This window comes from Bacillus cereus group sp. MYBK108-1 (assembly GCF_051917185.1).
Lineage (GTDB): Bacteria > Bacillota > Bacilli > Bacillales > Bacillaceae_G > Bacillus_A > Bacillus_A cereus.
Genome location: NZ_JBQAHZ010000022.1, coordinates 86,390 through 92,874, shown reverse-complemented (window position 1 = coordinate 92,874; position 6,485 = coordinate 86,390). Strand labels below are relative to the sequence as shown.

Sequence of the window (6,485 nt, the reverse complement as noted above, 5' to 3'; positions counted from 1 at the left end):
GCAATCACCGTTTTTCCTTGCCCCCTTATGGGCGCACGAAATCACCATAACAATATGGATACCTAAAATTATTTTTATTTCCACCACAAGTATACATCGCTGGATTTTGATTAACTTTCATCTTAGAAAATTTTTTGGCCGAATCCTCCGAGTGTTGTTTAACTTCTTGACTAGCGATAAAATCAATATACCCTGGACCCATATTATAGCTTTGAATAATTGTATCCATGCTAACATCCTTGTCCGTTCCATATTTGTACATTTTAGCAAAGTGCTTTACCCCTTGTTCAATGCTCAAGCTTGTCTCTTGAATTTCATTTGGCTTTAATCCAAGTGATTCGGATGACTGCATAGGATCGTTTCCCTCACCTCTACTCTCTTGATACATAATTCCTAATAAAACTGCTGTTTTCTCTCCTAAATTATATTTTTCTAATTCTTTTTTCAAGGTAGACTCATATTGTAATACACGTTTTTCGGTAGCTAGCGCTTTATTTTGTTGAATATTGGTTTTATGATTAAAATATAGCATTCCAACTATTATTCCTAAGCCTAAAATACTAATAAGGAACACTTTTATAATTTGTTTTTTACTTGTATCCTTCATATATTCCTCCTCGTATAGAAAATTCAATTTTTCAAGGGTAATTTGTTATTTACAAACTATGTAATGAACATCTATCTCCAGTCCTTTTTAGACTCAAACATCAATACTTTAAGGTTTTAAGTTTAATATAAAAATTTAAAGATAAGGTAAAGATTAGATAAAGATAAGATAAAGGGTATTTTTTATGGGTACTTTAAAAGATATTGGTACAAAGGGATATGTGGGACAACTTGTTGATATGAATGGATATATTGATAATTGAAAGGTTATTATACAAGTTATTAATTATGGAGATATCATTCCTGGATATTTATCCTATCTTTTCAATATGCTTTATATAAAAAACTAAAACATATAATAAAAAACGGTGAACCCTCCACCTAGGAGAATCCACCATCACAAATAACTAATTATTTTACACCTAGTTTTTCTTTTGCTTTCTTAGGAAGCTCGTCTTCCTGCACTTCCTCCCAAGCTGTTACACCTTTTTTCTCTGAGTGATATACACGTAGGAATGCTTCTTTACAAAGATTCTTTTGTGCCATAAATTCTAACTCTTTTTCTTTACCTTCCTTATCAAAACCCGGTAATGTATATTCATACTCCTTTCCCATCACTTTACCATCCATAGATTTTGAAACTCCCTCTTTTCCATCCGTTGTAATTTGAACGTAATATTCATCTTTACCCATACGATTGATATCACATCCAACTAGTAGACTCGCAAATACAACTAAAAGACTAAAAAGTGCCATATATTTTTTCATATTGTTCACCTCATTGATTTTCTATGATACTGTAATCTTAATCTGTTCTCGTTTGAAGAAAAATTCAAAAACATTACGTCAACATTACATTTTCGAAAGATAACAAAATTACCTATATCAATGTTTATAAATGAGATATTTACTTAATCATAGAAAATCATTTAAAAGATTACTAACTGAACTGATATATTATCTAGTAAGAAAAATATAATTAGCCCATTAAAGAACCCTATAGAACAGGTTTATTAACCTGTAAAGTGACAACCACTTTTTCAAAACCACAGAAATTCAACATTTTGGTTATGCCGTACGTATTAGTAAAAGGCATTGACATCATTCATGTCCCGTACAAAAAAGCGAAGTCTTCAACTAAACTTCGCTTTTCAATGTATTATGAATTACAGGAATTATTGCTAAATGCCAAAAATTTATTTCTCCAAACATAGATTTTTTTTATTTCAGCTAACTTTGCACAAGAATTTGATAAAATATAATTAATTATTGATTAACCGCTTTAGCCACAAGGACTGCGTATGCTTCTGCACCTATATTGGTTAAATGCACACCATCAGGTGCAAAGTAGTCTTTCTTTCCAGCACTTGCTGCATACCAATCAACTAGAGTTACATTAGGATATTTAGGTACTGTTACTTTCAGTCTCTCGTTCACAATTGATTCCCACGGACGTGGCACTCTCGTATTAATAAATATTATTTTACGTTCGTTTCCAATTAATTTTATTAATGAAATAAGTTGCTCAGTAGTAAAGGCTCCATTTGTACCTAATCCGATAATGACATAGTTTCCTAAATTCCCTTCATTTTTTAACTGTTCAACTACCGGAATCGCTTTTGACAGCTGACGACCAATTTGCGCATCAATCCTAATATCAGGAAAAGTATTTTTTAAATATGGAGTAATATCAATCATAACGGAATCGCCTATCGCAGTAACTGTGAGTGGATTTTTAGGTTGTGCAGAATTTACTTCTTTTGATTCCCCTTGATTTAGTGGCGTTTCTTGATCTGCATTTTCCCAAACAGCAACTGGATGTGGCGCCGGTTTTGTTTGTACTGTTTCCACCTTATCTTGTTGAGAATTCTCCTTAGCCTTACTAGCATTTGATAACCCTAAAACTGCTATTGACGAAAAGAATAATGAACAAACTAAAGCTAACTTAACACCTAAAGTGACATTTTGAAGTCTTAAGTTCTTAAACTGAATGTTCCGAAGCGCACCTTGTCGGATTGGTTTTTCGATAAACTTCCATGAAATTTGCGCAATCAATATGATTAAAAGAAATTGAAAGATTGCTCTTATTATTGAAAAATCCCCTACATTTACTTTTGGAGTCGTTAATGTAAGAATTGGATAATGCCAGAGGTATATGCCATACGATCTTACCCCTACCCAACGTAAAGGCCTAAATCGCAAAAATTGAGCAATGCGACTAGCTGGATGAGCTAGATTTGCCACTAACAATGCTGTTGCAATTGATAAGAGAACCATTCCTCCCTTGTATAGAAATGGATCATATTGATTGGTCTTCCAAAACATAAGCAAAATTATAATAAGAGCTATGCCCCCCACTACATCAAGAATGAAACGCGCCTTCGGGATAATTTTATTAGCAAGCCTATTGCTTGGCCAAACTAAGGCAAGTACCGCTCCGATAAGTAAGGAAAAGGCCCTCGTATCTGTACCATAATATATTCTACTCGGATCAACTCCAGGTTCATATAAATTTGCCATTGCTAAAGCTGAAGCAAACGCTCCTAGACAAATCAATAAAATCATATGGGATTGTTTTTTTATGTAGAAAAGTCCTAAACTAATAATAAACGGCCAGACAACATAGAATTGTTCCTCGACTGCTAACGACCAAAAATGATTTAATGGAGAAATCTGGTTAAAGTTATCAAAGTAAGATAATTTATGATAAATATACCACCAGTTACTAACATAAAATAATGCCGCTAATGAATCTCCGCGCATTTTTTCAAGTAAAGAGCTATGAAAAATCGTAATCCATGCCAATGTTATAACGAGCATAACAAGCATTCCTGGAAGCAATCTTCTTGCTCTACTAAGCCAGAATTTTTTCAAATCAATTCTCTTATTTCTCTTCCACTCCATGGCTAGAATATCTGTAATTAAATAACCTGAAAGTACAAAAAATACTGTAACCCCTAAAAACCCTCCAGGTAACCAATTAAAATTAATATGATACAAAATAACACCTAGTATAGCTAGACCCCTTAGACTGTCCAACCCAACCATATAACGACTATTTTTTTTAAAAGGTTTAGTCATCCTATATTCACCTCTATTTCTTGGTAACTAGGTTAATAATAACGGCATAAAATGCTATTAATTTCCTAAAATCATATAAGCTAAATAAACCATTACAAACATCATTTTGTAAGGCTTTTTTTTATATTTACATGCACAGCAATAAATACTTTATCACGTTATCTGGCTCTGTTGTGAAAATTTTTATAGTAGGTGTTTTTACTCTTCCTAAACAAGAGGAATTTGCCCAATCAAAAATTTATATACCTTGTGTCTTAAAGTAAAATTTTGATACGTTTTTACAGAGATATCAAGGCCTGTGACATTTTGAATATAATCAATAATGCATATGTAAAAGATTTCGCATATAAAAACATTATAAGAAATAGATATGCATAATTACATATTTCTCTTACTGATAAAGCGCCTCCATTTTAAAAAAATCCTCATTAATATTTTTAATCTCTTTGTTAGCTTGATAGCTTAATGGTATAGCAAACAAACCATTATCGTATCGGAAACATTTACTTCAAATCAATTATGTTTTTGTTATGGATATTAAAAACAAGACGTTACTAATCTAATCCTACGAAAATGGGACTCCCCTTCTTGTTGTATACATCATAATTGGGATATTAACGCAAGTATCAATTGGAAGAATGAAGCGATAAGGCTTCTAACCACAAGGACTATGGTAAATGCCTACTAATAAGTTGGAATTCGATAGAGCCCCTTACTTATTAATTCCCCTCTTCTATACGAAGTAATAGTGTGTGTAGTTCAATAAAGGGGTAATCTTTATTAAGTAAAATTACTGGGATTAAAAAAGGAGACTTTCGTGTTTGTAAGAGCAACAAAAAGAACTTGTAGGAATCTCTACAAGTTCTTTTCAGTTTAAGGTGAATATACGGGATAAAAATACTATCTTGCAAATTCATCATAGATACTACAGGGGGAATGCTTTGACAAGCATATTATATAACAAATATTAATATCCATAGATTTTGATTTTGAAAATCATGTGAATTTAGAACAAAAGTAGCTTATTTTATGGTTTTACCGCTAAATTATTTATAAAACTCTCTATAAAATTCGCCTGGAATATACGGAAATAAGGAGATTGAACGTCGTAATATTTGTCGGTAATGATAAGAATTGAAGGAAAGAATTTAGAAGTTTTCGGTTGCCAAGATTCATTATGCCATTCTTGGCTATGGAAGTATAACTCATATCTATTTATCTTATCTTGCATTATCTTTTTACTGTACACTGTCTTTTGAAGTTCAATAAAGAATGGTGACCTACGCCATATAGTAAAAGCATCCGGCTCCATATATTCCTTCCCATACTTTGGTTCCACTTTGAATAACTTAGGATTTTCATAATGAACAAGTTGTTTGTATACGTCCACAATACCAAGAAAATGAGGAATTTTTTGACTTGTCTTTCTGATAGAACTAGGTTGCGGAAAATAAATGTATGGGTGTTGCAATACGTTAGCATCAACATGACCATCTCTTCTTAATCGTTTCATAACTGTATTACAACAAGTTATCGCATTCTTTAACCCTTGAAAATGTAAGTCAATAATATCGTCACGAGACATACATCTAAATCGTTTCAAATCATTCAAAATCCCTATATCTCTATTCTTCATCATCTAACACCCCAAATAACGGAATTTCTTCTTGCGATGAATTCTTGAGTATCTTCTCCTCTTTAGACATGCGATATGGTTTAACAATTTGTTTCGCCTTACTTAATTCCAAATAAGGAGCTTGCGCTTTCTTTAATCCATTTCGTTTAAAGATCATTTGTCCAGATTGCTCTAAGTACTCTGAACCAGGAGTCCCTATAATATTACTATTAATCGCACTATCACATTTAAAGCCCATTCTTACAGTCATATTAAGTTTTAACTTACCATCTAATACCTTGGCATCTGGCCTCTGCATACTGAGTAAAAGAAAAACCCCCAGTGATCGCCCGACTGCTGAAATCTTTTCAATCGTAGTCATGCACTCTTTTTCATCTTTAAGCATAGCCACTTCATCAATAGCAAGTAGGATATATGGCTTTTGATGATTTGGATTTAATTTGTTGTACGCATTAATATGATCAACTTCATATTCTTCCATAAGTTTTCTTCGTTCCCTGATTTCCTTCCATAACTTTAGAAGCATTATTTTCATTTCGATTTCCTCCATACAAACTTCTTTTACATGCTTGACTTTACGTAAAAAATGAAACTCAGAGTTTTTTAAATCACCAAGATACAAATGCAACGTATTAGGAGACATATATTGAATGAGTGTGGTTAGCACAACACGTACCATACTACTTTTCCCGCTTCCCGTTTCTCCTGCAATTAATAAGTGCGGTGAATTGGAACCAATCATGTCGTACGCAATTATTTTTCCGTATTGGTCCCTGCCGACCACAACAGGTAAATCGTAACCTTTTATTTGTGGCTGCCATTCTCTATAACAATAAGTATACGGATTTAGCCCAGCATTCGAATGAAATACATGTAGGACAAACTTTTTCATATCCCCTTCAATCGTAATATTCCTTCCTAATATTTGTTGAAAACAAAACCACTTCTTTTCAATCTTCTGTGGATCTAATCCGTTTGGTATGGTAAATACATATCTCACGCTTTCTGCTGAAGAAGATATATTATATATCTTTGGATAAATAGGAAATTTCCCCCCGCGTGTTTGATATTCCGTATATAGACCCGCTTTTCCAAATACCTCTATAAGTTGATTCCTTAACCTTTTTATATGAAGCCAATGCTTTATCATTCTCATATACTT

General features: G+C 32.8%; 5 protein-coding genes and 1 pseudogene. 1 reads left to right on the top strand and 5 read right to left on the bottom strand.

Features of this window, described 5'->3' with window-relative positions; translation table 11 throughout:
• Window positions 1-25: 25 nt before the first annotated feature.
• From ACTFSL_RS23970 to ACTFSL_RS23960, 3 genes are all read right to left on the bottom strand, one after another.
• Window positions 26-607: a lysozyme family protein gene (locus tag ACTFSL_RS23970; protein ID WP_431819207.1), complete on the bottom strand. Its 582-nt coding sequence runs from the start codon at window positions 605-607 to the stop codon at window positions 26-28.
• A 410-nt stretch (window positions 608-1,017) separates the two neighbouring features.
• On the bottom strand, window positions 1,018-1,374 hold the full coding sequence (locus ACTFSL_RS23965; protein ID WP_088339109.1) for a YxeA family protein: 357 nt from the start codon (window positions 1,372-1,374) through the stop codon (window positions 1,018-1,020).
• A 498-nt stretch (window positions 1,375-1,872) separates the two neighbouring features.
• Window positions 1,873-3,687: an acyltransferase family protein gene (locus ACTFSL_RS23960; protein ID WP_088339110.1), complete on the bottom strand. Its 1,815-nt coding sequence runs from the start codon at window positions 3,685-3,687 to the stop codon at window positions 1,873-1,875.
• A 466-nt stretch (window positions 3,688-4,153) separates the two neighbouring features.
• Here ACTFSL_RS23960 and ACTFSL_RS23955 point away from each other — a divergent pair.
• Window positions 4,154-4,375, top strand: a pseudogene (locus ACTFSL_RS23955) (zinc ribbon domain-containing protein); the annotation flags it as partial.
• A gap of 339 nt (window positions 4,376-4,714) precedes the next feature.
• On the opposite strand, the gene ACTFSL_RS23950 reads toward ACTFSL_RS23955, so the two are convergent.
• Window positions 4,715-5,290 (bottom strand): replication-relaxation family protein, encoded by a 576-nt coding sequence (locus tag ACTFSL_RS23950; RefSeq protein WP_088339114.1) that lies wholly within the window; start codon window positions 5,288-5,290, stop codon window positions 4,715-4,717.
• Window positions 5,291-5,312: 22 nt separating this feature from the next.
• Window positions 5,313-6,479 (bottom strand): FtsK/SpoIIIE domain-containing protein, encoded by a 1,167-nt coding sequence (locus ACTFSL_RS23945; protein WP_088339111.1) that lies wholly within the window; start codon window positions 6,477-6,479, stop codon window positions 5,313-5,315.
• Window positions 6,480-6,485: the final 6 nt, after the last annotated feature.

Coding starts and splice junctions, on each gene's coding strand:
- ACTFSL_RS23945 (WP_088339111.1), bottom strand. CDS start 6,479: ATGAGAATGATAAAGCATTGGCTTCATATAAAAAGGTTAAGGAATCAA.
- ACTFSL_RS23970 (WP_431819207.1), bottom strand. CDS start 607: ATGAAGGATACAAGTAAAAAACAAATTATAAAAGTGTTCCTTATTAGT.
- ACTFSL_RS23965 (WP_088339109.1), bottom strand. CDS start 1,374: ATGAAAAAATATATGGCACTTTTTAGTCTTTTAGTTGTATTTGCGAGT.
- ACTFSL_RS23960 (WP_088339110.1), bottom strand. CDS start 3,687: ATGACTAAACCTTTTAAAAAAAATAGTCGTTATATGGTTGGGTTGGAC.